This window comes from Streptomyces sp. DH41, assembly GCF_029813785.1.
Taxonomy (GTDB): Bacteria; Actinomycetota; Actinomycetes; order Streptomycetales; family Streptomycetaceae; genus Streptomyces.
Genome location: NZ_JARVKY010000051.1, coordinates 1 through 26,069 on the forward strand (window position 1 = coordinate 1; position 26,069 = coordinate 26,069).

General features: G+C 71.2%; 15 protein-coding genes, 1 tRNA gene and 1 rRNA gene. 14 read left to right on the forward strand and 3 right to left on the reverse strand.

Features of this window, described 5'->3' with window-relative positions; genetic code table 11:
* The first annotated feature begins 3 nt into the window (after positions 1-3).
* The 3 genes from rrf (at position 4) to QC283_RS38975 (ending at position 1,052) form a co-directional block, all read left to right on the forward strand.
* Positions 4-120, forward strand: a 5S ribosomal RNA gene (rrf, locus tag QC283_RS38965).
* A 115-nt stretch (positions 121-235) separates the two neighbouring features.
* Positions 236-898 carry a DegT/DnrJ/EryC1/StrS family aminotransferase gene (locus QC283_RS38970; RefSeq protein ID WP_279566546.1) on the forward strand — a complete coding sequence of 221 codons (663 nt, stop codon included), beginning with the start codon at positions 236-238 and terminating at the stop codon, positions 896-898.
* Positions 899-976: 78 nt separating this feature from the next.
* Positions 977-1,052, forward strand: a tRNA-Thr gene (locus QC283_RS38975).
* A gap of 55 nt (positions 1,053-1,107) precedes the next feature.
* Here the strand turns inward: QC283_RS38975 and QC283_RS38980 are convergent.
* Positions 1,108-3,861, reverse strand: coding sequence for a SpoIIE family protein phosphatase (locus QC283_RS38980; RefSeq protein ID WP_279566533.1), 2,754 nt, complete (start codon positions 3,859-3,861; stop codon positions 1,108-1,110).
* Positions 3,862-4,252: 391 nt separating this feature from the next.
* Here QC283_RS38980 and QC283_RS38985 point away from each other — a divergent pair, with 391 nt between their 5' ends.
* From QC283_RS38985 to QC283_RS39035, 11 genes are all read left to right on the forward strand, one after another.
* The gene (locus tag QC283_RS38985; protein WP_279566534.1) at positions 4,253-9,727 is read left to right on the forward strand and encodes a HAMP domain-containing protein; all 5,475 of its coding nucleotides are present in this window, start codon (positions 4,253-4,255) and stop codon (positions 9,725-9,727) included.
* A gap of 394 nt (positions 9,728-10,121) precedes the next feature.
* Entirely contained in the window at positions 10,122-10,796 is a 675-nt protein-coding gene (locus QC283_RS38990) for a response regulator (protein WP_279566535.1), read from the forward strand.
* 245 nt (positions 10,797-11,041) lie between these two features.
* A complete protein-coding gene (locus tag QC283_RS38995) occupies positions 11,042-13,777 on the forward strand; it encodes a DNA translocase FtsK (RefSeq protein ID WP_279566536.1) in 2,736 nt (911 codons plus the stop codon).
* A 262-nt stretch (positions 13,778-14,039) separates the two neighbouring features.
* Positions 14,040-14,900 carry a helix-turn-helix domain-containing protein gene (locus QC283_RS39000; RefSeq protein WP_279566537.1) on the forward strand — a complete coding sequence of 287 codons (861 nt, stop codon included), beginning with the start codon at positions 14,040-14,042 and terminating at the stop codon, positions 14,898-14,900.
* A gap of 91 nt (positions 14,901-14,991) precedes the next feature.
* Positions 14,992-16,473: a 30S ribosomal protein S12 methylthiotransferase RimO gene (gene rimO / locus QC283_RS39005; RefSeq protein ID WP_279566538.1), complete on the forward strand. Its 1,482-nt coding sequence runs from the start codon at positions 14,992-14,994 to the stop codon at positions 16,471-16,473.
* Entirely contained in the window at positions 16,470-17,279 is an 810-nt protein-coding gene (pgsA, locus tag QC283_RS39010) for a CDP-diacylglycerol--glycerol-3-phosphate 3-phosphatidyltransferase (RefSeq protein ID WP_279566539.1), read from the forward strand. Before rimO ends, pgsA begins: the two co-directional genes overlap by 4 nt.
* Positions 17,276-17,821: a CinA family protein gene (locus tag QC283_RS39015; protein ID WP_279566540.1), complete on the forward strand. Its 546-nt coding sequence runs from the start codon at positions 17,276-17,278 to the stop codon at positions 17,819-17,821. The genes pgsA and QC283_RS39015 overlap by 4 nt, the downstream gene beginning before the upstream one ends.
* Positions 17,822-17,930: 109 nt before the next feature.
* Entirely contained in the window at positions 17,931-18,311 is a 381-nt protein-coding gene (locus QC283_RS39020) for a helix-turn-helix domain-containing protein (RefSeq protein WP_007387871.1), read from the forward strand.
* Between the two features lie 245 nt (positions 18,312-18,556).
* Entirely contained in the window at positions 18,557-19,027 is a 471-nt protein-coding gene (locus tag QC283_RS39025; protein ID WP_279566541.1) for a Dps family protein, read from the forward strand.
* A gap of 7 nt (positions 19,028-19,034) precedes the next feature.
* Entirely contained in the window at positions 19,035-19,400 is a 366-nt protein-coding gene (locus QC283_RS39030) for a hypothetical protein (protein ID WP_279566542.1), read from the forward strand.
* Positions 19,401-19,455: 55 nt separating this feature from the next.
* Positions 19,456-19,941, forward strand: coding sequence for an SRPBCC family protein (locus QC283_RS39035; protein ID WP_279566543.1), 486 nt, complete (start codon positions 19,456-19,458; stop codon positions 19,939-19,941).
* A gap of 53 nt (positions 19,942-19,994) precedes the next feature.
* Here the strand turns inward: QC283_RS39035 and QC283_RS39040 are convergent, their stop codons facing one another.
* On the reverse strand, positions 19,995-20,834 hold the full coding sequence (locus QC283_RS39040) for an Fpg/Nei family DNA glycosylase (protein WP_279566544.1): 840 nt from the start codon (positions 20,832-20,834) through the stop codon (positions 19,995-19,997).
* 18 nt (positions 20,835-20,852) lie between these two features.
* Positions 20,853-25,838 carry an ATP-dependent helicase gene (locus QC283_RS39045; protein WP_279566545.1) on the reverse strand — a complete coding sequence of 1,662 codons (4,986 nt, stop codon included), beginning with the start codon at positions 25,836-25,838 and terminating at the stop codon, positions 20,853-20,855.
* Positions 25,839-26,069 lie beyond the last annotated feature (231 nt).

Consider the following 26,069-nt stretch of genomic DNA (forward strand, 5'->3'; position numbering starts at 1 on the left):
TGTTTCGGTGGTCATAGCGTAGGGGAAACGCCCGGTTACATTTCGAACCCGGAAGCTAAGCCTTACAGCGCCGATGGTACTGCAGGGGGGACCCTGTGGGAGAGTAGGACGCCGCCGAACAATCATTCACAAGGGTTGGACCCCGAACTTCGGTTCCGGGTCCAACCCTTTTTTGTTCTCCGTCACTTGAAGTTCACGTTGCGCTACCACCATCACCGGTATGGGTACTGCAGCAATGCTCAGGGCCGCCGGCGTAGGAGTCGGTGACGAGGTCGTCGTACCTGCCTTCGGGAACGTGGAAGTCGCCGAAGCCGTGGCTCTGATCGGCGCGATGCCGGTCTTCGCCGACATAGATCCGGAGTCGTACTGTCTGCACACCGCCTCGGTGGAGGCGGCGCTGACACCCCGGACCGCCGCCGTGGTGGCCGTACACCGGTTCGGGCGGCCGGCGGACATGGGCCCGCTGCGCGGGGTCGGGCAGCGGCACGGGCTGCTCGTGCTGGAGCGGAGCGAGTCGGAGATGTCGTACGACGAGATGGCGCAGCGCAGGCAGCGGGCCGCCTATCTCGACGGGAAACTGAGGGGCGTACGTATCCCGGACTGGGGTGACGGACACACCTATCAGCAATACGTGGTGCGGGTGCCGGGCAACGGGCGGCCGGACCGTGACGCGTTCGCCCGGGCCGTGCGAGGCAGGGGAGTCGAGTGCCGGGTGCCGGTGAAGACGCCCGTGCACCGGATGCCCGGCTTCCGGCGGTACGTGTCGTTGCCGGAGACGGAGCGGGCCGCCGACGAGACGCTCGCGCTGCCGGTCGACGCCTCGTTGACCAGGCGGGACATGCAGCGCGTCGTGTCCGCCTGCAACGCACTCGGAGGGCTTCTGCAGCCCGCGCACTGACAAGCGTGGTTGGGAGCACCAGCCTGTTCGGGGTATGATCTATTCCGTTGCCGCGAGGGAAACCTCGCAAAGCGACAGGCCCCTATAGCTCAGTCGGTAGAGCGTCTCCATGGTAAGGAGAAGGTCAACGGTTCGATTCCGTTTGGGGGCTCCACCGCGAAGGCCCCGCCCGATTGGGCGGGGCCTTTCGCATGCCCGGGGCCGGTGCCCTAGTCCGCGTGCGGCTCCGGGACCCGCATCGCCAGAATCGCCATGTCGTCGGACGGGGCGTCCGACGCGAAGCGTTCCACCGCGCGCATGATGCGGGCCGCCACCGCGCCGGCCGTCAGTCCCGTGCACGTGGTGAGGACGTCCGCGAGGCCGTCGTCGCCCAGCATGCGCGTGCCCTCGCGGCGTTCGGTGACGCCGTCCGTGACACACAGCAGGACGTCGCCCGGGTCGAGGGTGACCGTCTGCTCGTACAGCTCCAGGTCCTCGATGACACCGAGGAGGGGCTGCGGCTCCGCCGCCGGTTCGACCGTGCCGTCCTGACGCAGACGGAGCGGGAGCGGGTGGCCGGCGCAGACCACCTTCAGCTCCGCGCTGCCGTCCTCCTGCGGGCGCATCTCGCCGTACAACAGCGTGAGGAAGCGGCTGCGGGCGCCCTCGTCGAGGATGGCCGAGTTGAGGCGCTCCAGGACCGCCGGGCCGCTGAGGCCCTCCCGGGCCAGCAGGCGCAGGGCGTGCCGCGCCAGGCCCGTGACGGCCGCAGCGTTCGGGCCCGTACCGCAGACGTCGCCGATGGCGAAGCCGTACGCGTCGTCGCTGATCGGGAAGAGGTCGTAGAAGTCGCCGCCGACCTCGTTGCCCTCGCCGGCCGCGCGGTAGATGACCTCGACCTCGACGCCGTCGATGACGGGGAGTTCCGGGGGCAGCAGGCTGCGCTGGAGGGACTGGCTGATGGCGGTCCGCTCCGAGTACAGGCGGGCGTTGTCCAGGGCCAGGGCGGCCCTGCGGGACAGGTCCTCGGCGAGTTCCAGGATCTCTTGCCGGAAGTGCTCGTCGGTCGGCTTGCCGAGCGTGAGCATGCCGATGACGCGGTTGCGGGCGACCAGCGGGAGGACCACGGTCTCGCCGCCGACCGCGGAGGCCGTGGCGAGGGTCGGGCCGATGCTCGAACTCATCTGGTGCGCCGGGCCGCCACTCAGGCCGAGGTCGCGCATGGAAGTGCGCAGCGCCGCCTGGTGGGCCACCTCGCCGGGGGCCGGCCAGACACGGGCGCCCGGGGTGGGCACCGGGTCGGGTGGGGCGATCTTCGACAGCAGGGACTTGATGCCGTCGATGAGCTCCTCGTCCTCGTGCAGGACATAGGAGAGGTACGGGTCCGACGCCTGGTCCGCGATCGTGTAGACGGCGCACCAGGTGGCCAGGGTCGGTACCGTCATCTGCGCCATCAGAGCCAGTGTCTGGTCGCGGTCCAGAGTGCCGGCGAGGAGGTCCGAGGCCTCGACGAGGAAGCTGAGAGAGCCGCGGCGCAGCCGTTCCAGCTCCCCCAGACGCGCCGACTCGACGGCCAGTGCGATGCGGTCGGCCGCGAACTGGAGGCGCAGCGCCTCCTCGTTGGAGTACCGGCCGGCGGACTCGGCCGCGACCCCGAGGGAGCCGGTGAGGCGGCCCTCGACCTTGAGGGGGACGGTGACGACCGAGCGCATGCCCGTGCCGTTCAGCAGCGGGACCGCGCCGGGAACCGCCGCGAGGTCGTCGTGCACGGCGGGCATGCGCGCGGAGCCGTAGCGGCCGGGGCCGGCCTCGACCGGGACGCGGGCGAAGCGCTGGCGGGCGGAGGGCAGGCCGGTGGAGGCGCGGACCTCCAACTCCGTTTCGTCGTCGGTCGCCAGGAGCAGGAAGGCGGCGTCGGCGTCGAGCATGTCGCGGGCGCGTTCGACCGTGCGCTGGAGGAGGCCGTCGAGGTCGTCCGGGGCGGGGGAGCCGATGAACACCTCGAAGGGGTCGGCACCCTGGCCCTCGGAGGAGGCGGCGGAGTCGGAGGACGGCACGCGCGACGGAGTCTGCAGGACCGCGCGTTCGTGGTCCCGGACGAGGAGGCAGACCGTGGAGGGCTCGCCGCCGGCGTCGCGGACGCGGAGGTGGGAGGCGTAGACGGGCGTGACGCGGCCGTTGGCGTCCCTTATGCCGTAGCTGCCCTCCCAGCGGGAGAGTTGGAGTGCCTCGGCGATGCCGGTGCTGGTGCCAGGGGTGTGCGGCCAGGCGGCGAGGTCGGTGAGCGGCTTGCCGGTGACCTGCTCGGCGGGGTAGCCGAAGAGTTCCTCGGCGTCCTCGTTCCAGGAGGAGACGGCGCCGGTGCGGTCGATCTGGACGACGGCGACGCGGACCCGGGCGTCGGCGAGGGGGAGAAGGTCGGCGGGGAGGGCTGGGCCGGCGGCGCGGGTGCCGACCGGGCGCTCCGGGAGGTGCAGGTGGAACCAGACGTTCTTCAGTGTGGGCGTGTACTCGACGCCCCAGCGGTCGGCCAGGGCCGCGCACAGCTGGAGGCCGCGGCCGCCCTCGCGGTCGAGGCTGCCCATGGTGGCGGGGGAGCCCTGGAGGGGGACCTCACGCTCGGGGTAGTGGTCGGCCACCTCGATGCGTACGCCGTCGTCGCCGCGCAGGCACACGACGTCGGCGGTGGTACCGGCGTGCACCACGGCGTTGGTCACCAGTTCGCTGGTGAGCACCACGGCGTCGTCGACGATGTCGGCATGGCCCCAGCCCTGGAGCGTGTCCCGGACGAAGGACCGGGCACTCGCCACCGATCGTCCGACGGGCTCGAAGCTGGCGGCCGCGCGCGCGGTGATCACAGAACTCCCCGACCCTCTCTCCCCGTGCACGGCCTCATGGCCGACCGGGTCTCGCCGCTGCTGCGGCAGTCCACCCGTCGGCCCGGGATCCGGGGGCTGCTCCCCCGGGATCAGTCCGGTGGTCATTCCGGCCGCCCCTCCGATGCCCGCTCGTCTCCGTGCCACCGCCCAGGCCGGACTCACCGGTGTGGCTGGACAGCCGCATGCAAGGTTACTTACCTTCGCCGTCCATGCGGATGCCGGTCTGCAGTGTTTCCGCCCAGAGGGTGTGCGGACGATGTGCGAAGCTGCCGAACTGTTATGGCCGGGTTCGGCCGGGGTGAAACACTGGGCAAGCTTCTTATGAAGGTCAGGGCAGGTTGAATGCGTACCGAGTGCGGTGGGCAGCAGCCCTGGAAGCGGTCCGGCGAGCCGGTCCGGACCGTCTGGAAGCACGGAAGTACGCGGCAGTAACCGGTCCGCCGAGCGGTGGTGTCCGGGCACAGCGGTAACGGTCGACCCCTGCGGGAGGGACACAGTGGAGTCTGGCGCAGCGACGCGGGCCACGAAGACGCGCGCGAAAGGCGGACAGTCCCTGAGTAACCAGGGCAAAACGCGGGGTGGCAGTACGACGGTGGACACGGCCGCGCTGAATCGGCTGCTCGTGGCACTCGTGTCCATGCGGGAGGGGAACTTCCGCAAGCGGCTCACGGTGTCCGGCGACGGTGTGATGTCGGAGATCGCGGCGGTCTTCAACGAGGTGGCCGACCGCAATCTCCATCTCACGGGTGAGCTGGCCCGGGTGCGGCGCATGGTCGGGCGTGAGGGAAAGCTCACGGAGCGGCTGGAGACGGGGGCCTGCGAGGGCTCGTGGGCGGCCGCGATCGACAATTCGAACGCGCTCGTGGACGACCTCGTACGACCGGTCTCCGAGGTCAGCCGGGTGCTGTCGGCGGTGGCGGACGGTGACCTGTCGCCCCGTATGGAGCTGCGGACGCAGACGGCGGAGGGCACTGGGCAGCCGTTGCGCGGGGAGTTCCTGAAGGTCGGGCGGACCGTGAACAACCTGGTCGACCAGTTGTCGACGTTCACGGACGAGGTCACACGGGTGGCCAGTGAGGTCGGGACCGAGGGCAAGCTGGGCGGACAGGCCCGGGTGCGTGGTATGTCCGGTTCGTGGAAGGATCTCACGGACTCCGTCAACACGATGGCGTACCGGCTCACCGCGCAGGTGCGGGACATCGCGCTGGTGACGACGGCGGTGGCCAAGGGTGATCTGTCCCGGAAGGTCACGGTGCACGTGGCCGGCGAGATGCTGGAGCTGAAGAACACCGTCAACACGATGGTGGACCAGCTCTCCGCGTTCTCCTCCGAGGTGACACGCGTCGCGCGTGAGGTGGGCACCGAGGGCGCCCTGGGCGGGCAGGCGCAGGTGCCGGGCGTGGCCGGGGTGTGGAAGGAGCTCACCGACTCCGTCAACACCATGGCCGGGAACCTGACGGCCCAGGTGCGCGAGATCTCCCACGTGACGACCGCGGTCGCCAACGGCGACCTGTCGAAGAAGGTGACGGTGCCGGCCCGTGGCGAGGTCGCGCAGCTCGCCGAGACGATCAACCAGATGACCGAGACGCTGCGGATCTTCGCGGACGAGGTCACGCGCGTGGCCAACGAGACCGGCGGCGAGGGACAGCTCGGCGGCCAGGCGAACGTGCCGGGTGCGGCGGGGATCTGGAAGGACCTGACGGACTCCGTCAACACCGTCTTCCGGAACCTGACCACTCAGGTGCGCGACATCGCCGCGGTGACGACGGCGGTGGCCAACGGTGACCTGTCGCAGAAGGTCACCGTGGACGTGGCCGGCGAGATGCTGGAGCTGAAGAACACCGTCAACACGATGGTGGACCAGCTGTCCTCCTTCGGCGCCGAGGTCACCCGCGTGGCCCGCGAGGTCGGTGTCGAGGGTGAGCTGGGCGGCCAGGCGCAGGTGCCGGGTGCGGCGGGGACGTGGAAGGACCTGACGGACTCCGTCAACACCGCGTTCCGCAACCTCACCGGTCAGGTGAGGAACATCGCCCAGGTGACGACGGCGGTGGCCAACGGTGACCTGTCGCAGAAGGTCACCGTGGACGTCTCCGGCGAGATGCTCCAGCTGAAGAACACCGTGAACACGATGGTGGACCAGCTCTCCAGCTTCGCCGACCAGGTCACGCGGATGGCCCGGGACGTGGGTACGGAGGGCCGCCTCGGCGGTCAGGCCCGCGTCGACGGCGTGTCGGGGACCTGGAAGGAGCTCACGGACTCCGTCAACTCGATGGCGGGGAATCTGACCTCCCAGGTGCGCAACATCGCGCAGGTGACGACGGCCGTGGCGCGGGGTGACCTGTCCCAGAAGATCGACGTCGACGCGCGTGGCGAGATCCTGGAGCTGAAGAACACCATCAACACGATGGTCGACCAGTTGTCGTCCTTCGCCGAGCAGGTCACCCGCGTCGCCCGCGAGGTGGGTACGGAGGGCCGCCTCGGCGGTCAGGCCCAGGTGCCCGGGGTCGCCGGTGTGTGGCGCGAACTGACCGACTCGGTGAACGGCATGGCAGGGAATCTGACCGGTCAGGTGCGCAACATCGCGCAGGTCGCGACGGCGGTGGCCCGCGGTGACCTGTCCCAGAAGATCACCGTGGACGCGCGTGGGGAGATCCTCGAGCTGAAGAACACCCTGAACACCATGGTGGACCAGCTGTCGTCGTTCGCCCAGGAGGTCACCCGAGTGGCCCGTGAGGTGGGCACCGAGGGCATCCTCGGCGGCCAGGCGGAGGTGCAGGGCGTCTCCGGTACCTGGAAGGACCTCACACAGTCCGTGAACGGCATGGCCAACAACCTGACCATGCAGGTCCGCAACATCGCCGAGGTCACGACGGCCGTCGCCAAGGGTGACCTGTCGAAGAAGATCACCGTCGACGCCAAGGGCGAGATCCTCGAACTCGTCACCACCGTCAACACGATGGTCGACCAGCTGTCGTCCTTCGCCGAGCAGGTCACGCGCGTGGCGCGCGAGGTGGGTACCGAGGGCATCCTGGGCGGCCAGGCGAGCGTGCCCGGCGTCGTGGGCATCTGGAAGGACCTCAACGACAACGTCAACCTGATGGCCAAGAACCTCACGGTCCAGGTGCGGAACATCTCCCAGGTGGCCGCGGCCGTCGCCAACGGCGACCTGACGCGGACGGTGACGATCGAGGCGCGCGGCGAGGTCGCGCAGCTCGCCGACACCTTCAACACCATGGTGCGGACGCTGCGTTCCTTCGCCGACCAGGTGACCAAGGTGGCCCGTGAGGTGGGTACCGACGGCATCCTGGGCGGCCAGGCGCAGGTGCCGGGGGTGGCGGGCACCTGGAAGGACCTCACCGAGTCGGTGAACCAGATGGCGTCCAACCTGACCGGTCAGGTGCGCAACATCGCCATGGTCACCACGGCCATCGCCAAGGGCGACCTGACCAAGAAGATCGACATCGACGCGCGCGGCGAGATCCTCGAGCTGAAGACGACCATCAACACGATGGTGGACCAGCTGTCGTCCTTCGCCGAGGAGGTCACCCGCGTGGCCCGCGAGGTGGGCACCGAGGGCCAGCTCGGCGGCCAGGCACGCGTGCGTGACGTCGACGGCACCTGGCGGGACCTGACCGAGTCCGTGAACGAGATGGCCGGGAACCTCACCCGGCAGGTGCGTGCCATCGCGCGCGTGGCGACCGCGGTGACCCGCGGCGACCTGAACCTGAAGATCGACGTGGACGCCTCCGGGGAGATCTCCGAGCTCCAGGACTACATCAACAAGATGATCGCCAACCTGCGCGACACCACGATCGCCAACAAGGAGCAGGACTGGCTCAAGGGCAATCTGGCGCGGATCTCCGCGCTGATGCAGGGCCGCCGGGACCTCCAGGACGTGGCCTCGCTGATCATGAGCGAGCTCACCCCGGTGGTCTCCGCGCAGCACGGCGCGTTCTTCCTCGCCATGCCCCACGTCGAGGGTCAGGAGCAGGCGGGCGCCCACGAGGACCAGTACGAGCTGCGCATGCTCGGGTCGTACGGTTACTCGATGGGCTCCATGCCCACCTCGTTCCGGCCGGGGGAGGCGCTGGTCGGTACGGCCGCCGAGGAGAAGCGCACGATCCTCGTGGAGAACGCGCCGAGCGGCTATCTGAAGATCTCCTCCGGGCTCGGGGAGGCCCCGCCCGCCCAGGTGATCGTCCTGCCGGTGCTGTTCGAGGGGCAGGTGCTCGGCGTCATCGAGCTGGCGTCCTTCACCCCGTTCACGCAGATCCAGAAGGACTTCCTCAACCAGATCGCCGAGATGATCGCGACGAGCGTCAACACCATCTCCGTCAACACCAAGACGGAGGTACTGCTGAAGCAGTCGCAGGAGCTGACCGAGCAACTTCGGGACCGGTCGGAGGAGCTGGAGCAGCGGCAGAAGGCGCTCCAGTCGTCCAACGCCGAACTGGAGGAGAAGGCCGAGCTGCTGGCGCAGCAGAACCGCGACATCGAGGTGAAGAACACCGAGATCGAGGAGGCCCGGCAGGTCCTGGAGGAGCGCGCCGAGCAACTCGCGGTCTCCATGCGCTACAAGAGCGAGTTCCTGGCCAACATGTCGCACGAACTGCGCACGCCGCTCAACTCGCTGCTGATCCTGGCCAAACTGCTCGCCGACAACGCCGACGCGAACCTGTCCCCGAAGCAGGTCGAGTTCGCGGAGACGATCCACGGCGCGGGCTCCGACCTGCTCCAGCTCATCAACGACATCCTCGACCTGTCGAAGGTCGAGGCGGGCAAGATGGACGTCTCACCGACGCGTATCGCGCTCGTCCAGCTCGTCGACTACGTGGAGGCCACGTTCCGGCCGCTCACCGCGGAGAAGGGCCTCGACCTGTCGGTGCGGGTGTCGCCGGAGCTGCCCGCCACGCTGCACACCGACGAGCAGCGCCTCCTCCAGGTACTCCGCAACCTGCTGTCCAACGCGGTGAAGTTCACCGACTCCGGGGCGGTCGAGCTGGTCATCCGGCCGGCCCGGGACGAGGTTCCGCAGGCCATCCGGGAGCAGTTGCTGGAGGCCGGTTCGATGACCGACCCCGACGCGCCGCTGATCGCGTTCTCCGTGAGCGACACCGGGATCGGAATCGCGGCGAGCAAGATGCGGGTGATCTTCGAGGCGTTCAAGCAGGCGGACGGCACCACCAGCCGCAAGTACGGCGGTACGGGTCTGGGGCTGTCCATCTCGCGGGAGATCGCGCAGTTGCTGGGCGGCGAGATCCACGCGCAGAGCGAGCCGGGCCGCGGGTCGACGTTCACGCTCTACCTGCCGCTGCACCTGAGCGAGCTGCCCCCGCACGGCTACCAGCAGGCCATGCCGTCCCTGGAGGCGGGCGACCTGCTGGCGTCCTCGGGCATCGCGGTCGAGCTGCCGGGGGCGCAGACCGGGATGCCGGCCGAGGTGAGGTCGTACCAGGACTCGCAGAACGTCGCCGCGGCGCTCTTCCGGCGCCGCCGCAGGACGGCGGAGGCCGAGGAGCGGACCGAGGTACAGGAGCGGCAGCCGGCCGTCGAGCAGGAGGAGGAGACGCCGCAGTCGCACCGCGGGATCCGGTTCGGCGGCCAGAAGGTGCTGATCGTCGACGACGACATCCGTAACGTCTTCGCGCTCACCAGCGTCCTGGAGCAGCACGGCCTCTCCGTGCTGTACGCCGAGAACGGACGCGAGGGCATCGAGGTCCTGGAGCAGCACGAGGACGTGGCGGTCGTCCTCATGGACATCATGATGCCCGAGATGGACGGATACGCGACGACCACGGCCATCCGCCGGATGCCCCAGTTCGCCGGTCTGCCGATCATCGCGCTGACCGCGAAGGCGATGAAGGGCGACCGGGAGAAGGCCATCGAGTCGGGTGCCTCCGACTACGTGACGAAGCCGGTCGACCCCGATCACCTGCTGACGGTGATGCGGCAGTGGATGCGGGAGGAGTGAGGAGTAGGTTCGGACGGACACCGGACGACACGTTCGGACACCGTGCCCGCGGTACGTACGGGCACCGTCCGTGCGGCCCGTACGGGCAGTGTGCGAACGTGGGAGGCGCGTACGTGGCGGGAACCTTCGGTGTTCACGCGGAGTTGCTGACTCAGTGTGCCCGAAGTCGTGTAGAAGTACGGGATTCGGGGAACCTTCTGGTCCCCCGATGCGTTTCTGCTACGTGCACAGTGACATCGCGGTGACAGGGTGTGGCGACAGGCGGGGTGCGGCTACGATGACCGGCACAAGGACGGGCGGCGCAAGGGAGTCGTCCCCTGGGGCGGCGCCCGCCGGTGCTGCCCCAAGTCCTGCGGACAGGGGAGGCCCCACGCCGGGGCGAGGAGGGCGGGCCATGGTGCAGAAGGCCAAGATCCTCCTGGTCGATGACCGGCCGGAGAATCTGCTGGCGCTGGAGGCGATCCTCTCGGCGCTCGATCAGACGCTGGTGCGGGCATCGTCCGGGGAGGAAGCGCTCAAAGCACTGCTCACGGACGACTTCGCGGTCATTCTGCTGGACGTCCAGATGCCGGGCATGGACGGTTTCGAAACGGCCGCGCACATCAAGCGACGGGAGCGGACCCGGGACATCCCGATCATCTTCCTCACCGCGATCAACCACGGCCCGCACCACACCTTCCGCGGGTACGCGGCGGGCGCGGTGGACTACATCTCCAAGCCGTTCGACCCGTGGGTGTTGCGTGCGAAGGTCTCCGTCTTCGTCGAGCTGTACATGAAGAACTGCCAGCTGCGCGAGCAGGCGGCCCTGCTGCGGCTCCAGTTGGAAGGCGGCGGCAAGGCCGCCGGCGGGGAGGCCAAGGAGCCCGCGGGGCTGCTCGCCGAGCTGTCGGCGCGGCTGGCGGCCGTCGAGGAGCAGGCCGAGGCGCTCTCCAAGCAGCTGGGTGACGAGTCGACGGACGCGGCCGCGGTGGCGACGGCCGCGCATCTGGAGCGCAAGCTCACCGGCCTGAGGCGGGCGCTGGACGCCCTGGAGCCGGGCTCGTCCGGAGGCCAGCCCGCGGTCAACTGAGGCCGGGGGCGCTGCCCCGGCCGTCGGTGAGTCGGGTCGCGGTCGACTCGGGCCGTCGGTGGGCCGGGTCGCGGTCGACCGGGGGTCGTAGGTGGGCCGGGTCATGAAGGTCGGTGAGCGGCCCATGAGGGCGTGTCAGCGGCCTTACCGGAAGCGTCAGTTCCGGGCTTTCCGACGGGCGACACGAACGGGTGAAGCGGTGGGCACACGTGTCGACCGCCGTCTCCCCCGGTAACCTCACACCTATGGCCTCACGTCCCTCCGCAGCCAAGAAGCAGCCCGCGAAGAAGGCGGCCGCTCCGGCGAAGGCTCCGGCGAAGAAGGCCGCTGCGAAGAAGGCACCCGCGAAGAAGGCACCCGCGAAGAAGCCCGCGCCCAAACCGGCGCCCAGCCCCACCGGCGGCGTCTACCGGCTCGTACGCGCCCTCTGGCTGGGCGTCGCGCACGCCGTCGGCGCCGTCTTCCGCGGCATAGGGCAGGGCGCGAAGGGCCTCGACCCGGCGCACCGCAAGGACGGCGTCGCGCTGCTGCTGCTCGGCCTCGCGCTGATCGTCGCCGCGGGTACCTGGGCCGACCTCAAGGGCCCCGTCGGCGACCTCGTCGAGATCCTCGTGACCGGCGCCTTCGGCCGGCTGGACCTGCTCGTGCCGATCCTGCTCGGCGCCATCGCCGTGCGCCTGATCCGGCACCCCGAGAAACCCGAGGCCAACGGCCGGATCGTGATCGGCCTGTCCGCGCTCGTCATCGGCGTCCTCGGCCAGGTCCACATCGCCTGCGGCTCACCGGCCCGCGGTGACGGCATGCAGGCCATAAGAGACGCCGGCGGCCTCATCGGCTGGGGCGCGGCGACCCCGTTGTCGTACACGATGACCGACGTCCTGGCCGTACCGCTGCTCGTGCTGCTCACGGTCTTCGGACTGCTGGTCGTCACGGCCACCCCGGTCAACGCCATCCCGCAGCGGCTGCGGCTGCTCGGTGAACGGCTCGGCCTCGTCCGGGCCCCGGACGCGGATGCCGACGCGTTCGGCGAGGACGACGAGCGCTACGAGGAGCAGTGGCGCGAGGCGCTGCCCGCGAAGTCCCGCGGACGCGGAGGCCCGGCGGCGCGGCCGTACGACCCCGACGCGGCCGAGCAGGACGCGCTCACCCGGCGTCGCGGCAGGCCCCGGCGGTCCGCCGTCCCGCAGCCCGAGGCGAACCGGCCGATGGACGCCGTGGACGTCGCCGCCGCGGCCGCCGCCGCGCTCGACGGTGCCGTGCTGCACGGGATGCCGCCCTCGCCGCTGGTCGCCGACCTCACCCAGGGCGTGAGCACGGGGGACCGCGAGTCGACGCCGACCCCGACACCCGTGCCGGCCGCGCGCCCGCAGCCGGGAAAGCTCAAGCAGGACAAGGCGCGGGGGGACGACCCCGAGCAGGGCACGGTGGTCGCCGACCTCACCAAGACCCCGCTCCCCAAGGAACGGGACCTGCCGCCGCGCGCCGAACAGCTCCAGCTCTCCGGCGACATCACCTACTCGCTGCCGACCCTCGACCTCCTCATCCGCGGCGGCCCCGGCAAGGCGCGCAGCGCCGCCAACGACGCCATAGTCGCCTCGCTGACCACCGTCTTCACCGAGTTCAAGGTCGACGCCGCCGTCACCGGTTTCACCCGCGGACCGACGGTCACGCGCTACGAGGTCGAGCTCGGGCCCGCCGTGAAGGTCGAGCGGATCACCGCGCTGGCCAAGAACATCGCGTACGCCGTCGCCAGCCCCGACGTGCGGATCATCAGCCCGATCCCCGGAAAGTCCGCGGTCGGCATCGAGATCCCCAACACCGACCGGGAGATGGTCAACCTCGGCGACGTGCTGCGCCTCGCGGAGTCCGCCGAGGACGACGACCCGATGCTGGTCGCCTTCGGCAAGGACGTCGAGGGCGGCTACGTCATGCACTCGCTGGCGAAGATGCCGCACATGCTGGTCGCCGGCGCCACCGGCTCCGGCAAGTCGTCCTGCATCAACTGCCTGATCACCTCGATCATGATGCGGGCGACACCGGAGGACGTCCGGATGATCCTGGTCGACCCCAAGCGCGTCGAGCTGACCGCGTACGAGGGCATCCCGCACCTGATCACGCCGATCATCACCAACCCGAAGCGGGCCGCCGAGGCGCTCCAGTGGGTCGTACGCGAGATGGACCTCCGCTACGACGACCTCGCCGCCTACGGCTACCGGCACATCGACGACTTCAACCGAGCGGTGCGCGAGGGCAAGGCCAAGCCCCCCGAGGGCAGTGAGCGAGAGCTCCAGCCGTACCCGTACCTGCTGGTGATCGTGGACGAGCTGGCCGACCTGATGATGGTGGCGCCGCGGGACGTCGAGGACGCCATCGTGCGGATCACGCAGCTCGCGCGCGCGGCCGGCATCCACCTGGTGCTCGCCACCCAGCGGCCCTCCGTGGACGTCGTCACCGGCCTGATCAAGGCCAACGTGCCCTCCCGGCTGGCCTTCGCCACGTCCTCACTGGCCGACTCGCGGGTCATCCTCGACCAGCCCGGCGCCGAGAAGCTGATCGGCAAGGGCGACGGCCTCTTCCTGCCGATGGGCGCCAACAAGCCGACTCGTATGCAGGGCGCCTTCGTGACCGAGGAGGAGGTCGCGGTCGTCGTCCAGCACTGCAAGGACCAGATGGCGCCCGTCTTCCGCGAGGACGTCACCGTCGGGACCAAGCAGAAGAAGGAGATCGACGAGGACATCGGCGACGACCTCGACCTGCTGTGCCAGGCGGCCGAGCTGGTCGTCTCCACACAGTTCGGGTCGACCTCCATGCTCCAGCGCAAGCTGCGCGTCGGCTTCGCCAAGGCCGGGCGGCTGATGGACCTGATGGAGTCGCGGAGCATCGTCGGGCCGAGCGAGGGATCGAAGGCTCGTGACGTTCTTGTGAAGCCTGACGAGCTGGACGGCGTGCTCGCGCTGATCCGGGGGGAGTCTGAAGGGTAGGGAACGGCACGCGCGGTGTTCCCCGGCGGTGAGTCACGGCGGCCCGGTGGCCGATCGTGACTCACCCGTTAGGGATCACCGGGCAACCGTTCTCCCATGGCGTACGTCAAGTTCAGGGAAACGACAAACAGGTAATACACCATCGGGACGCGGGGCCATTCCGATGGCGTACAAAGTACGACCGTCCGGTTGCCCCACCGGTTTGTACCCCCCCTAGACTGAACGTCCAGCGCAGGCGGCTATACGCTCGAAAGGCGCCCCCGTGTCCAACGGCAACTCCCCTGAAGACGAGCGTCCGATCGAAGACGTGTCCCAAGACGTCTCTGAGGACGTTTCCGAGGAAGCCCGCCCCTCCGTCGGCCGTGCCCTGCGGCAGGCGCGGATCGCCGCCGGGCTGACCGTCGACGACATCAGCAACGCCACCCGCGTCCGCATCGCCATCGTGCATGCCATCGAGGCGGACGACTTCACGCCCTGCGGGGGTGACGTCTACGCGCGCGGTCACATCAGGACCCTGGCCAAGGCCGTCGGACTGGACCCCGCCGAGCTGCTCGCGCGGTTCGACGCCGCGCACGGCGGGCGCCCGGCGCCGACCCCGGCCGCGCCCCTGTTCGAGGCGGAACGCATCCGTCCCGAGCGGCGCGGACCCAACTGGACCGCTGCCATGGTCGCCGCGATCGTCGCGGTGATCGGTTTCGTCGGCTTCACGTTCGTCAAGGGCGGAGACGACGCGTCCGAGGCGAGCGTCGCCGAGGGAGCCCAGCCGACGGCCGGCGAGTCCGCCTCGTCGAGCGCCAAGCCGAAGAAGCCCGCCGACCCCAAGCCGGACCCGACCGACAGCGCGATCGCCGCGGCCCCGCGGGACAAGGTGACGGTCAAGGTCAGCGCCACCGACGGCCGCAGCTGGATCTCCGCCAAGGACCACAACGGCCGGCTGCTCTTCGACGGCCTCCTCAAGCAGGGCGACTCCGAGACCTTCCAGGACAACGAGAAGATCAACCTCGTCCTCGGCGACGCCGGAGCGATCCAGCTGTACGTCAACGGCAAGAAGATCGACGACGACTTCCAGCCGGGCTCCGTGGAGCGCCTGACGTACACGAAGGGCGACCCGCAGGTCGGATAGGGCACGGCGGACACCGGCGCGGACGGGGTTGTCCAGGATCGGGCAACCCCGTCGACGTGGGCTGTCGGCGGGACGAAGTAGTCTTGAGCCCATGCCTGAAAGCCGTACCGTCGCACTCGTCACCCTTGGCTGCGCCCGTAACGAGGTGGACTCGGAGGAGCTCGCAGGCCGTCTGGAGGCGGACGGCTGGAAGCTCGTCGAGGACGCCGGGGAAGCGGACGTCGCCGTCGTGAACACGTGCGGCTTCGTCGAGGCCGCGAAGAAGGACTCCGTCGACGCCCTCCTGGAGGCCAACGACCTCAAGGGCCACGGCAGAACGCAGGCCGTGGTGGCGGTGGGCTGCATGGCCGAGCGGTACGGCAAGGAGCTCGCCGAGGCCCTTCCCGAGGCCGACGGAGTTCTCGGCTTCGACGACTACTCCGACATCTCCGACCGCCTGCAGACCATCCTGAACGGCGGCATCCACGCCGCCCACACCCCGCGCGACCGGCGCAAGCTGCTGCCGATCAGCCCCGCCGAGCGCCAGGAGGCCGGCGCCTCCGTCGCACTGCCCGGGCACGGCCCCACCGACCTCCCCGAGGGCGTCGCTCCGGCCTCCGGGCCCCGCGCGCCGCTTCGCCGCCGACTGGACGGCTCCCCGGTCGCCTCGGTGAAGCTGGCCTCCGGCTGCGACCGGCGCTGTTCCTTCTGCGCCATCCCGTCCTTCCGCGGCTCCTTCATCTCGCGCCGCCCGAGCGACGTGCTGAACGAGACACGGTGGCTGGCGGAGCAGGGCGTCAAGGAGATCATGCTGGTCTCCGAGAACAACACCTCCTACGGCAAGGACCTCGGCGACATCCGCCTGCTGGAGTCGCTGCTGCCGAACCTCGCCGACGTCGACGGCATCGAGCGCGTGCGCGTCAGCTACCTCCAGCCGGCCGAGATGCGGCCCGGCCTCATCGACGTGCTGACCTCCACCCCCAAGGTCGTGCCCTACTTCGACCTCTCCTTCCAGCACTCCGCTCCGAACGTGCTGCGCGCGATGCGGCGCTTCGGCGACACCGACCGCTTCCTGGAGCTCCTCGACACCATCCGGAGCAAGGCCCCCGAGGCCGGTGTGCGCTCCAACTTCATCGTGGGCTTCCCCGGCGAGTCCGAGGCCGACCTCGCCGAGCTGGAGCGGTTCCTGAACCACGCGCGGCTCGACGCCATCGGCGTCTTCGGATACTCCGACGAGGAGGGCACCGAAGCGGCGACCTACGGCGACAAGCTGGACGAGGACGTCGTCGCGGAGCGACTGGCACGGGTGTCCCGCCTCGCCGAGGAACTCGTCTCACAGCGGGCGGAGGAGCGCGTCGGAGCGACCGTGCGCGTGCTCGTCGAGTCCGTGGAGACCGCCGACGACGGGGACGGGGTGCGTGGCCGCGCGGAGCACCAGGCGCCGGAGACGGACGGCCAGGTGCTGCTCACGAGCGGCGAAGGCCTGGGTGTCGGTCGTATGGTCGACGCGAAGGTGGTCGGTACGGAGGGTGTCGACCTGGTGGCCGAACCGCTGCCGGGATCACCCGAGTGGAGTGAGGAGACCGGCAGATGACCGGAGTCCCGGCGTCCGCGGCGGGCGGCTCCTCCAGTGCGCGCAGGCCCGGCCCGCGTGGTGCCTCGGGCGCCGCGCAGGGACCGGGGGAGCGTCCGGTCGCCGACGCGCGTACGACTCCGGTGGAGCGTACGACTCCGGGGGGCGCCGTGGAACGCGGTGCGACCGAGGGCGGTGCCGGCGGGCGCGGCGGCAAGATCGCCGCCGCCGCCGTCAACCAGGCGAGCGTCTGGAACGTCGCCAATCTGCTGACGATGCTCCGGCTGCTCCTCGTGCCGGCCTTCGTCGCCCTGTTGCTCGGCAACGGCGGGTACGACCCGGCCTGGCGCTCCTTCGCCTGGGCGGCCTTCGCCGTCGCCATGATCACCGACCTCTTCGACGGCCATCTGGCGCGTACGTACAACCTCGTCACCGACTTCGGGAAGATCGCCGACCCCATCGCCGACAAGGCGATCATGGGGGCGGCGCTCATCTGTCTGTCCGCGCTGGGCGACCTGCCGTGGTGGGTGACCGCCGTCATCCTCGGCCGGGAACTCGGGATCACCGTGCTGCGTTTCGTGGTCATCCGGTACGGCGTCATCCCCGCCAGCCGGGGCGGCAAGATCAAGACACTCACGCAGGGCATCGCCGTCGGTATGTACGTCCTGGCGCTGACGGGGCCCCTGGCCACCCTGAGGTTCTGGGTGATGGCGGTGGCGGTCGTCCTGACCGTGGCGACCGGGCTGGACTACGTGAAACAGGCCATTGTGCTGCGCCGTCAGGGAATCGCCGAGCGCAGAGCGGCGTTGAAGGAGACGGAAGTTTGAGTTCCACGGCCGCCGACGTGGTGCGACTACTCACGGTCAAGGGCGAGACCCTCGCGGTCGCCGAGTCGCTGACCGGTGGAATGGTGGCGTCCGCGATCACGGCGGTCCCCGGGGCGTCCAAGGCCTTCCGGGGGTCCGTCACCGCCTACGCGACGGAGCTCAAGCGGGAGATGCTAGGCGTCGACGCCGCCCTCCTCGCGGCACGTGGGGCGGTGGATCCGCAGGTCGCGGCCCAGATGGCGGCGGGCGTACGCAAGACGCTGGGTGCCGACTGGGGCATCGCGACGACGGGTGTCGCCGGCCCGGACCCACAGGACGGACAGCCCGTCGGGACGGTCTTCGTGGCTGTCGACGGGCCTTTCGGAGCAGACGATGGTTCCGCCTCTGGCGGAAAAGTGGAGGCCCTGCGGTTGAACGGCGACCGCGCGGAAATTCGTATGGAGAGTGTACGGAGCGTACTCGCACTCCTTTTGAGGGAGCTTGCGGGCGAACAGACCGGGAATGAGCGGGCACAGGATACGGAACGGAACGGGGGGTTTTGATGTTTGCAGCCCTGAGTGAACACGACATCGCTCCCCGCACGGCCGCGGCGCGAGGCGGTACGGTGGGGCGTGAAGGATGCGGTTACACGGTCCGAGGAGGGAGCGACCGATGATTCTGCTCCGTCGCCTACTGGGTGACGTGCTGCGTCGGCAGCGCCAACGCCAGGGCCGTACGCTGCGCGAAGTCTCCTCGTCCGCCCGAGTCTCACTCGGCTATCTCTCCGAGGTGGAGCGGGGGCAGAAGGAGGCGTCTTCCGAGCTGCTCTCCGCCATCTGCGACGCGCTGGACGTACGGATGTCCGAGCTCATGCGGGAAGTGAGCGACGAGCTGGCCCTCGCCGAGCTGGCCCAGTCTGCTGCGGCCACGCCCAGCGAGACCGTGCCCGCGCCGGTGCGCCCGATGCTGGGTTCGGTTTCGGTGACGGGTGTGCCACCGGAACGGGTGACCATCAAGGCGCCCGCCGAGGCAGTGGACGTCGTCGCCGCCTGAGCGCTGAGAACGTGTGCGTGTGAGGCCCCGGCCGGGGTCTCTCCGGGAGACCGGAGAGGTGCGGTCGGGGTTTTTGCGTCTGCGGGTGAGCCCTCGGCGTGCGCGGGTGAGTTCTCGGCGTGCGCGGGTGAGTTCTCGCGGGGACGGGTGAGGGGCCTCGGCTGTGGGTTCGCCCGGTTTGCCGGTCCCCGGTGGTGCGGTCATCGTGGAGGGACATGGCCGGGGGACGACCGACGGAGGCGTGGATGTACGTCGTGAAGAGCCCGTTGTCCGACACGAACCTGAAGACCGTCTCCGAGGCGCTGCAAGGCGGCCTCGTCGACCTGGTGGACCTGTCCCTGGTGGCGAAGCAGATCCACTGGAACGTGGTCGGGCCGCGTTTCCGCTCCGTACACCTCCAGCTCGACGAGCTCGTCGACACCGCGCGCACGCACTCCGACACCGTGGCGGAGCGCGCCTCTGCACTCGGTGTCTCCCCGGACGGGCGTGCCGCGACGGTGGCCGTCGGCAGCGGCATCGGCGTGACCCCGGAAGGATGGGTCGACGACACCGCCGCGGTACAGACGATCGTGGACGCCCTGGGCGCGGTGATCGGGCGGATGCGGGAGCGGATCACCTCGACCGGGGACCCCGATCCGGTGAGCCAGGACATCTTCATCCAGATCACGGCCGATCTCGAGAAGCAGCACTGGATGTTCCAGGCCGGAAACGGATGACGCGAGGGTGGCGCGGGCACGGACGGTTCGCCGGGCGGCCGCGCTGGGGCTCGGCGTTCTCTGGTGGTGGGCCGTGCTGCGTCTGGCGCTGGCGCCCGGTGCCGGAGTGCTCGAAGGGGCGGTCGCGGTCGGCGGCTGGGGACTGAGCGTGCTGCCGGTGCACTGTGTGCCGCGGCGCCGGGCCGCCGGGGCCGTGAGCGCGGGCCGGTGGCGCCGAGCCCTGAGTACGGCGGGGGACCCGGGTGCCGCGGCCGCGTCGCGTCGCCCTCGGCCGGCGGCGGATCCGGACTCTTCGGGCTCGGGCTCCTCGGGTTCGGGCTCTTCGGGTTCGGGCTCCTTCGACTCCGGCCGGTCCGGACCGGCCGGGTCGTGATTCCGGGCCGCCGACGCGATTTCGAGGCGCGCGACTCGACGGAAGGACGGAGCAGATGAGTGTCACCAGCCTGGACAAGGATCTCGACAACCTGACCTTCACCCTGACCGCCGACTTCAGCTCCCCCGTCGAGCGGGTGTGGCGGTTGTGGTCCGACCCGCGGCAGCTGGAGCGCTGGTGGGGCCCGCCGGCCTACCCGGCGACGGTGGAGGAGTACGACCTGACCCCGGGCGGCGGCGTCACGTACTTCATGACCGGCCCGGAGGGCGACCAGCACCACGGGTGGTGGCGGGTCACCTCGGTCGACGCGCCGACGTCCCTGGAGTTCACCGACGGATTCGCCGACGCGGACGGCGTGCCGAGCACCGGCATGCCGACGACCGCGATCCGCGTGACGCTCACCGAGCGAGGCGGCGGCACCCGCATGGAGATGCGCTCGGCCTTCGCCACCCGGGAGCAGCTGGACCAGCTCGCGAAGATGGGGATGGAGGAGGGGCTGCGCGAGGCGGTCGGCCAGATGGACGCCCTGCTCGCCGACTGAACCCCGTGGGCTGAGCCGGCGGCTGCACGCACGGGTCGAGCCGGTCGGTCGAGTCACCCCGCCCCGCGTCGCGGCCTCGTGCCGGCGAAGTCGCCCGGGTACGGCGCGGGCCCGGCCTGGCAGGTCGGACACCAGTACGTGGGGCGCTCGCGGGAGCCGTCGCCCTGGTTCGCCACGCGCACCGACGTGCCGCAGCGCGGACAGGGGCGGGACGCGCGGCCGTACACGAACAGGTCCTGGCCGCGCAGGCCGGTCGTACGGCGGACCGGGCGGTCGCGGTTGGCCTCCAGAAGCCTCTTCGCGTGCGCGACCAGCTTCACGGCGTGTGCGGCGGGCAGGTCGCCGACGGGGAGCCAGGGAGTGACGCCGAGCAGGAAGCAGAGCTCGCACTTGTAGACGTTGCCGATACCGGCGAGATTGCGCTGGTCGAGCAGGGCCTCACCGAGAGGGCGGGCGGGCTCCGCGCGCAGGTTGGCCAGGGCCTGCTCGGCATCCCAGTCCGGGCCGAGCAGATCCGGTCCGAGGTGGCCGACGGCGCGTTCTTCGTCGGCGGTGCGGAGGAGCTCCAGCACCGGGAGGCGGTAGCCGACGGCCGTGCGGTCGGCGGTGCCGAGAATCACCCGGATCTGGTGCGCCGGGCCGCCGCTCCAGCGCTGACCGGCCGCGAACACCTTCCAGGAGCCGTCCATCCGCAGATGCGAGTGCACCGTCAGGCCGCCCTCGACGCGGGTGAGCAGGTGCTTGCCGCGCGGGGTGACGTCCAGGACCGTACGGCCGGTGAGGTCGGCCGTGGCGTACCGGGGCACGCGGAAGTCGCTACGGGTCAGCACCTTGCCCGCGAGGGCTTCGTGCAGCCGCCGTGCGGCCTGCCGGACCGTGTCTCCTTCGGGCATGGGTCAAGGGTGACAGGCTCAGGCTCTGATGCGCAGGCCGCGCGGGGTGGCGATGAACCCCGCCTCCTCCAGCAGGGGACCGAAGGGGGAGGTCAGGGCCGCTGTGCCGTTGACGCGCTCCACCGTGACCGTGCCGAGGGAGCCGGCGAGGGCGGCCGAGGCAAGCGCCTCGGTGGCCGCGCGCAGACGGCTGTCGTCGGCGGGCGGACCGTCCGACGTGGAGGGCCAGAGCAGGAGCGTCTTGCCGCCGCGCTCCATGTAGAGCGCCGGCTCGCCCTCCACGAGTACCACCAGGGAGCCCGCCTTGCGGCCCGGTTTGTGCGTGGCACCGGCAGGGGGCTCGGGCCAGGTGAGGGCCGCCCCGTACGCGTTCGCCGGATCGGCGGCGGCCAGGACGACGGCCCCCGGACCGGCGGAGGGACGGCCGCGACGGCCGGTGAAACCGGTGTCGTACGAGCCACGAGGACCACCGAAGCCGGCGTGCGCGCCGCCCCCGCGCGGACCGCCGGCGCCCGGTTCGGCGTAGTCGCGGGGGGAGATGTGGTCACCTCGGGAGGTCGGAGGGGCCGGGGAGGTCGCGAAGGGGTCGCCGGGTTGGTCCCAGGTGCCGGTGCCCCCGTCACCGCTGGGCGGGAAGTCGTCGAAGGGGAAGTCACCGGAGGTGAGATCACCTGAGCCGGTTGAGCTGTACGAGCCGTCGGTCGAGGCGTGGTCCTCGAGGCCGCCGCCGGTGAAGTCCGGCCGCCCGGGCGGGCCCTCGCGACGCTCGCGGGCGTTCGAGACCGCGCGCAGCCGGTCCACGGCGCCCTCCATGGCGAACTGGGCCGCGCCGAGCCCTTCGACGACATAGCCGCGCCGGGCCTGACCGCTCTCCTCGAAGGCGGCCAGGACGCGGTACACCGCGGAGAAGCCGCCTTCGACTCCTTCGGCCGCGACGGCGCCGCGGGTCACCACGCCGTGCCGGTCGAGGAGCGTGCGGGCCAGGGCGTGGGCACGCACCGTGGTGTCGCCCTCGCGCGCAGGGAGCAGCGACCAGCGGCCCGCGACGGTCGGCGGGCCGGTGCGGGACGCGGGGCGGGCGGCGGCCGTCAGTGAGCCGTAGCGCCCGCGTGGCACCGCGCGCTTGGCACGGTGGGCGGTGGAGCCCGCGGTGCGGCCGGAGCCCAGCAGGGACCGCAGGGGCGCGAGCGTGTCGTTCGTCAGCCGTCCGGACCAGGCCAGGTCCCACAGGACGTCGGCCAGCTGGGGGTCGCTGACGTCCGGATGGGTGGTGGCGCGGACCTGGTCGGCGATCTGCCGGAAGAACAGGCCGTAGCCGCCGGAGAGGGTGTCCAGCACGGACTGGTGGAGCGCGGTCGGCTCCAGGGGATGCGGGGGCGGCAGAAGCAGCGGGGCGGCGTCCGCGAGGTAGAGGGAGACCCAGCCGTCCTTCCCGGGGAGCGATCCGGCGCCCGCCCACACGACCTCACCGGCGGCCGTGAGCTCGTCCAGCATCGCCGGGTTGTAGTTGGCCACCCGGGAGGGCAGGACCAGTTTCTCCAGGGCGGAGGCGGGCACGGAGGAGCCCTGCAACTGCTCGACGGCGCGGACCAGTCCGTCGATGCCGCGCAGCGCGTGCCCCTTGCCGATGTGCTGCCACTGGGGCAGGAACTGCCCGAGCGCGGGCGGCGGGACCGGCTCCAGCTCGTGCCGCAGCGCGGCCAGGGAACGGCGGCGCAGTCGGCGCAGTACGGTCGCGTCGCACCACTCCTGGCCGATGCCGGCCGGATGGAACTCGCCCTGCACGACCCGGCCCGCCGCGGCGAGCCGCTGCAGGGCGCCCTCGGTGACCGCGACACCCAGGCCGAAGCGGGCCGCCGCGGTGACCGACGTGAAGGGGCCGTGGGTGCGGGCGTGGCGGGCGAGGAGGTCGCCGAGGGGGTCCTTGACCGGCTCGGTGAAGGCCTCGGGCACACCCACGGGCAGTGCCGTGCCCAGCGCGTCGCGCAGCCGCCCCGCGTCCTCGATCGCCGCCCAGTGGTCGGCGCCGGCGATACGCACCCTGATCGCGCGGCGGGCGGCGGCCAGCTCCTGCGCCCACTGCGGCTCCGCGCCCCGCTCGGCGAGCTCGGCGTCCGTGAGCGGGCCGAGCAGCCGCAGCCGGTCCGCGACGCCCTCCGGGTCCTTGACGCGGCGGTCCTCGGTGAGCCACTGGAGCTCACGCTCCAGCTCGGTGAGCACGTCCGCGTCGAGCAGTTCGCGCAGCTCGGCCTGGCCCAGCAGCTCGGCCAGCAGCCGTGAGTCCAGGGAGAGGGCGGCGGCGCGGCGCTCGGCGAGCGGCGAGTCCCCCTCGTAGAGGAACTGGGCGACGTATCCGAAGAGGAGGGAGCGGGCGAACGGGGACGGCTCCGGGGTGGTGACCTCGACCAGGCGTACCTTGCGGGCCTCCAGGTCGCCCATCAGCTCGACCAGGCCGGGCACGTCGAAGACGTCCTGGAGGCACTCGCGGACCGCCTCCAGGACGATCGGGAACGATCCGTACTCGCTCGCCACCTCCAGCAGCTGAGCCGCGCGCTGGCGCTGCTGCCACAGCGGGGTCCGCTTGCCCGGGCTGCGGCGCGGCAGCAGCAGCGCGCGGGCCGCGCACTCGCGGAAGCGGGACGCGAACAGGGCCGAGCCGCCCACCTGGTCGGTGACGACCCGGTCGACCTCGCCCTTGTCGAAGACGACGTCGCCCGCCCCGACGGGCGCCTGCTCGGCGTCGTACTCCAGCCCTGGCTTGGCCGGCTCCTGGTCGAGCAGGTCCAGGCCCATCAGGTCGGCGTCCGGCAGGCGCAGCACGATGCCGTCGTCGGCGTGCATGACCTGGGCGTCCATGCCGTACCGCTCGGACAGCCGGGCGCCGAGGGCGAGCGCCCAGGGGGCGTGCACCTGGGCGCCGAAGGGCGAGTGGACCACGACCCGCCAGTCGCCCAGCTCGTCCCGGAACCGCTCGACGACGATGGTGCGGTCGTCGGGGACGTGGCCGCAGGCCTCGCGCTGCTCGTCGAGGTAGGCCAGGACGTTGTCCGCGGCCCAGGCGTCCAGGCCCGCGGTGACCAGGCGCAGCCGGGCGTCCTCCTTGGAGAGGGAACCGACCTCGCGCAGGAACGCGCCCAGTGCGCGGCCCAGCTCCAGGGGGCGGCCCAGCTGGTCGCCCTTCCAGAAGGGCAGCCGGCCCGGCACGCCCGGAGCGGGGGAGACCAGGACCCGGTCGCGCGTGATGTCCTCGATCCGCCAGGAACTGGTGCCGAGCGTGAAGACGTCCCCGACGCGGGATTCGTAGACCATCTCCTCGTCCAGTTCGCCGACCCGGCCACCGCCCTTCTTCGGGTCGGCCCCGGCGAGGAAGACCCCGAAGAGGCCGCGATCGGGGATCGTGCCGCCCGAGGTGACGGCGAGGCGCTGCGCACCGGGGCGGCCGGTGACCGTCCCGGCGACCCGGTCCCACACCACGCGGGGGCGCAGCTCGGCGAAGGCGTCGGACGGATAGCGGCCCGCGAGCATGTCCAGGACGGCCGTGAAGGCCGACTCCGGGAGCGAGGCGAAGGGGGCGGCGCGGCGGACGGTGGCGAGCAGGTCGTCGACCTGCCAGGTGTCCAGCGCCGTCATCGCCACGAGCTGCTGGGCCAGGACGTCCAGCGGATTGGCCGGGACCCTGAGCGCCTCGATGGCACCGCTGCGCATCCGCTCGGTGACCACGGCGGCCTGCACCAGGTCGCCGCGGTACTTGGGGAAGACGACGCCCGTGGACACGGCGCCGACCTGGTGCCCCGCGCGGCCGACGCGCTGGAGACCGGAGGCGACGGAGGGCGGTGACTCGACCTGGACGACGAGATCGACGGCGCCCATGTCGATGCCCAGTTCCAGGCTGGAGGTGGCGACCACCGCGGGCAGGCGGCCGGCCTTGAGGTCCTCCTCGACGAGGGCGCGCTGCTCCTTGGAGACCGATCCGTGGTGAGCGCGGGCGATCACGGCCGGGGCGCCCTGCGCGGCCCCCGAGCCGCCCATGAGTTCGGCGGGGGAGTGGTGCTCGTCCAGGGGCTCGCCGGTCGCCCGTTCGTACGCGATCTCGTTGAGCCTGTTGCACAGGCGCTCGGCCAGGCGCCGGGAGTTGGCGAAGACGATCGTGGAGCGGTGCGACTGGACGAGGTCGGTGATCCGCTCCTCGACGTGCGGCCAGATCGACGGCCGCTCGGCGCCCTCGTTGCCGTCCGCGACCGGGGAGCCGCCCAGCTCGCCCAGGTCCTCCACCGGGACGACGACGGACAGGTCGAACTCCTTGCCCGAGTCCGGCTGGACGATCTCCACCTTCCCGCGCGGCGCGAGGAACCGGGCGACCTCGTCCACCGGGCGGACCGTCGCCGAGAGGCCGATGCGGCGGGCCGGCTTCGGGAGCAGCTCGTCCAGCCGCTCCAGGGTGAGCGCGAGATGGGCGCCGCGCTTGGTGCCCGCGACCGCGTGCACCTCGTCCAGGATCACGGTCTCGATGCCGGTCAGCGCCTCGCGCGTGGCCGAGGTCAGCATCAGGAACAGGGATTCCGGGGTGGTGATCAGGATGTCCGGCGGGCGGGTGGACAGGGCACGGCGCTCGGCGGCCGGGGTGTCGCCGGAACGGATGCCGACCTTGACCTCCGGCTCGGGCAGGCCGAGGCGTACGGACTCCTGGCGGATGCCGGTCAGCGGGCTGCGGAGATTGCGCTCGACGTCGACGGCCAGGGCCTTGAGCGGGGACACGTACAGGACGCGGCAGCGCTTCTTGGGGTCGGCGGGCGGCGGCGCCGAGGCCAGCTGGTCCAGGGCGGCGAGGAAGGCGGCCAGCGTCTTGCCGGAGCCGGTCGGGGCGACCACCAGCACGTCCGAACCCTCCGAGATGGCCTGCCACGCGCCCGCCTGGGCGGCGGTCGGCGCGGAGAAGGCCCCCGTGAACCAGCCGCGGGTCGCGGGGGAGAAGCCGTCCAGGGCTCGGTGTGCGGAGCTGACCATGGATCCATCGTGCACCCGGGCACTGACAATCGGCCTGAGCTGTGCGGATGCCGGGCCGTGACTCGAGCCGCGGGGTCCGCGAGGCCGGGCCGGCGGGGCAGGGCGGGGGGTGCCTCTATGTCCTTCGTCAAGCGAGTCGAGGGCTCCTCGGCTCGTAGAAGGTTCCGTCGCGGAGCAGGGCGAACAGGACGCTGATGCGATGGCGGGCGAGGCGGAGGAGGGCCTGGGTGT

Excerpts from the sequence above, each read along its gene's own strand:
- QC283_RS39040 (WP_279566544.1), bottom strand. The coding sequence starts at position 20,834 with ATGCCCGAAGGAGACACGGTCCGGCAGGCCGCACGGCGGCTGCACGAA.
- QC283_RS38995 (WP_279566536.1), top strand. The coding sequence starts at position 11,042 with ATGGCCTCACGTCCCTCCGCAGCCAAGAAGCAGCCCGCGAAGAAGGCG.
- QC283_RS39035 (WP_279566543.1), top strand. The coding sequence starts at position 19,456 with ATGAGTGTCACCAGCCTGGACAAGGATCTCGACAACCTGACCTTCACC.
- pgsA (WP_279566539.1), top strand. The coding sequence starts at position 16,470 with ATGACCGGAGTCCCGGCGTCCGCGGCGGGCGGCTCCTCCAGTGCGCGC.
- QC283_RS39025 (WP_279566541.1), top strand. The coding sequence starts at position 18,557 with ATGTACGTCGTGAAGAGCCCGTTGTCCGACACGAACCTGAAGACCGTC.
- QC283_RS38990 (WP_279566535.1), top strand. The coding sequence starts at position 10,122 with ATGGTGCAGAAGGCCAAGATCCTCCTGGTCGATGACCGGCCGGAGAAT.
- rimO (WP_279566538.1), top strand. The coding sequence starts at position 14,992 with ATGCCTGAAAGCCGTACCGTCGCACTCGTCACCCTTGGCTGCGCCCGT.
- QC283_RS38980 (WP_279566533.1), bottom strand. The coding sequence starts at position 3,861 with ATGACCACCGGACTGATCCCGGGGGAGCAGCCCCCGGATCCCGGGCCG.
- QC283_RS39045 (WP_279566545.1), bottom strand. The coding sequence starts at position 25,838 with ATGGTCAGCTCCGCACACCGAGCCCTGGACGGCTTCTCCCCCGCGACC.
- QC283_RS39020 (WP_007387871.1), top strand. The coding sequence starts at position 17,931 with ATGATTCTGCTCCGTCGCCTACTGGGTGACGTGCTGCGTCGGCAGCGC.
- QC283_RS38970 (WP_279566546.1), top strand. The coding sequence starts at position 236 with ATGCTCAGGGCCGCCGGCGTAGGAGTCGGTGACGAGGTCGTCGTACCT.